Origin of the sequence: Mesorhizobium sp. M7D.F.Ca.US.004.03.1.1 (genome assembly GCF_003998635.1) — a bacterium.
In the GTDB taxonomy this organism is placed as follows: domain Bacteria; phylum Pseudomonadota; class Alphaproteobacteria; order Rhizobiales; family Rhizobiaceae; genus Mesorhizobium; species Mesorhizobium loti.
Map to the genome: position 1 here is coordinate 1 of NZ_RZQG01000765.1, position 2,882 is coordinate 2,882.

The following is a 2,882-nucleotide window of genomic DNA, read 5'->3' on the forward strand; positions in this document are numbered from 1 at the left end:
GCCCTCAAGCGGTTCAAGAAAAGCGGCCGCAAGCTCGTTCTCGTCACCGGGCGCGAACTGCCCGATCTCAAGCGCGTCTTCTCAGAGGTCAGTCTCTTCGACAAGGTCGTCGCCGAGAATGGAGCGCTGATCTACACACCGGCCAGCGAGGAAGAGCGGGTGATCGCCCCTTCGCCTGAGCCCAAATTCGTCGCCAGACTGAAGAAGCAGGGCGTCAAGCCGTTGTCGGTCGGCCAGTCGATCATCGCGACCTGGGAACCCCATCAGGCCACGGTGCTCGAGGTCATCAAGAAGATGGGCCTCGAACTGGAAATCATTTTCAACAAGGGCGCGGTGATGATTCTGCCGAGCGGCATCAACAAAGCTACCGGGCTGGCTGCCGCCCTTCAGGATCTTCGTCTTTCACCGCACAATGTCATCGGCGTCGGCGACGCCGAAAACGACCACGCCTTCCTGCAGGCCTGCGGCTGCAGTGTCGCCGTCGATAATGCAATTCCAGCGGTCAAGGATACAGCCAACTTGGTCATGCGTGGCGCACGCGGCAAAGGCGTGGAGCAGCTGATCGACAAGATGATCAAGCATGATCACGCGATCGTATCGAGGCGCCACGACGGTATCGTTCTCGGATCGGCCGGCGGCGACGAGATCTATTTGTCTCCAACCGACACGGTCCTCATCGCCGGCAGTTCGGGCATCGGCAAATCCACCTTGGCCACCGCGCTGACGGAGCGCTTCGTCGAGAGCAAGTTTCAGTTCTGCGTCTTCGATCCCGAGGGAGACTACGACGGCCTCCAGGGCGCCGTGCGGCTTGGTGACGGATCAAGCGCACCGACAAAGGCGCAGGTGCTGGATCTGATCGCCAAGGCCGACAGCAATATCGTCGTCAATGGACTGGCGCTGCGCGTCAATGAGCGACCTGATTTCTTTGCCGACCTGCTGCCCGGCCTCGGCAGTTTTCGCCGCCGCACCGCAAGGCCGCATTGGCTCGTCATCGACGAAGCGCATCATCTCCTGCCCAAGCGGCGCGACGATACGCGGGCTGTCCTGTCACTGGAATTGCCGGGCACAATCCTGATCACTGTTCACCCCGAGGCGATCTCGACCGACGCGTTGCGCCTTGTGACGGCTATCATTGCGCTCGGCCCCAAGGCGAAGGACGTGGTGAAGGTCTTCTGCCATGAGACAGGCATTGAGGCACCGAAGGCCATCCCAACTCCCAAGGGCGCACGCGTGCTGTTCTGGCGGCCGCAGGCAGGCAAGAAAGTCAAAACGGTCAAGGTGATCGAGCCGCGCCAGTCACTCAAGCGGCACAGCCGCAAATACGCCGAAGGCCAGCTCGATGAAGCAGGCAGCTTCTATTTCCACGGCACTGACAATGCGATGAACCTCAGAGCCCACAATCTGATGATCTTTGCCCAGATCGCTGAGGGCATCGACGACAAGACCTGGGAGTTTCATTTGCATGCCGGCGACTATTCCAAATGGTTCCGGCATCAGATCAGGGACAAGGACCTCGCACGCGAAACGGCCGAGGCGGAAGAGGACAAAACACTATCCGCCGAGGAGAGCCGCAAGCGCGTGCTCGATGCCGTTCGCCGCCGTTACACGGCTCCAGCCACAGCGCCGGAATGATACGCGAGAGCCAAGGGTAACTAAGCCAGCGCTATTGCACGCGGGAACTCTATTCAATCAGGCAGCGCCGCCATCGCGACAATTTCAACAACAATGTCGGCTTGCGCAAGCGCTGCAACCCCGATCACCTCCGAGGGCGGCGGGTTGTTATAGCTGCAGTGCTTCGGGCAATGCTCGGCAAAGAACTCGTCCAGCACGTCCAGGCGAAAATTGGGAGAACTCAGAACGCCACCATCGGGAAACGGCCCCTTGATGAAGAAGGTCAGCCGGATGAGGTGGTCGAGCGCGCTACCGAGTTCTTCCAGATCTGATTTGATGTTCGTCAGAATGGCGCGCCACTGTGCCGCTGCATCGCCAGTGAAGCCGCCTCCCTTCTTTCCGGCTGGATCATAATCGTCGGCGGTTGCCGTGTTTCCGCAAAGGTAGACAAATCCCTTTGCTCCGCTAACGACCGTGCCTTTTCCCCACGGCATCAACCTGCCGTTTTTGAATTTCTTATGGGTTACGAGTTCCACTTTCAGTCCAATGCCCCAAATCGTCAGTCTATCAAATCGTCGATCCTGATTGGCAGATCGCGGATGCGCTTCCCGGTGGCGTGATAGACCGCACTTGCCACGGCAGCAGCTGTTCCAACGTTGCCAAGTTCGCCCAACCCCTTGACACCGGCAGGATTGACCTCGTGATCGACTTCCGGGACGAGGATCACGTCGACCTGTTTGATGTCCGCGTTGACCGGCACCAGATAGTCCTGCAGGTCGCGGTTGACGTAGCGCGCGTGCCGCCGATCGATCTCCGTTGCCTCGTGCAAAGCCTGGCCGATGCCCCAGATCATACCGCCCATCAGTTGGCTGCGCGCGGTGCGCGTGTTCATGATGCGCCCGGCAGCAAAGGCACCGACGATGCGCGGCACCCTGATTTCACGGGTGTAGCGGTTGATGCGCACTTCGACGAAGTAGGCGCCAAAGGCATATTTGACCGAATCCTTGTCTCCTTCCCCACCATGAAATTCCGGCTGTCCGGCATAGAGCTTGCTTAATGCCTCCGGCGAAGAACCCTTGGGCGCAAATTCGGCATATTCCTCGATGGCGCCGACCTGCATGGCCTTGAAGACGTCGGCCAGCTTCACCGATTTGCCAGTCTCCGTAACGACTTTCCCATCCGCCATATCCAGTTTCGCGTTGCCCGAACCGGCAAGGGGACCATCGTTGCCCGCCGCGGCCGCGAACAGTTTGTCGCGTACCGCATCGCAG

3 protein-coding genes are annotated in these 2,882 nt (G+C 59.7%); 1 reads left to right on the forward strand and 2 read right to left on the reverse strand.

Going from position 1 to position 2,882, the window contains the following annotated elements; all coding sequences use genetic code 11:
* On the forward strand, positions 1 to 1,632 hold a 1,632-nt coding region (locus EN935_RS29440; RefSeq protein ID WP_127373895.1), incomplete at its 5' end, for an HAD-IIB family hydrolase.
* 53 nt (positions 1,633 to 1,685) lie between these two features.
* Here the strand turns inward: EN935_RS29440 and EN935_RS29445 are convergent.
* Together EN935_RS29445 and EN935_RS29450 are read right to left on the reverse strand one after the other, a co-directional pair.
* Positions 1,686 to 2,147 (reverse strand): RidA family protein, encoded by a 462-nt coding sequence (locus EN935_RS29445; protein ID WP_127262148.1) that lies wholly within the window; start codon positions 2,145 to 2,147, stop codon positions 1,686 to 1,688.
* A gap of 23 nt (positions 2,148 to 2,170) precedes the next feature.
* Positions 2,171 to 2,882 (reverse strand): molybdopterin cofactor-binding domain-containing protein (locus EN935_RS29450; RefSeq protein WP_164771424.1); only part of this gene is annotated, 712 nt, incomplete at its 5' end.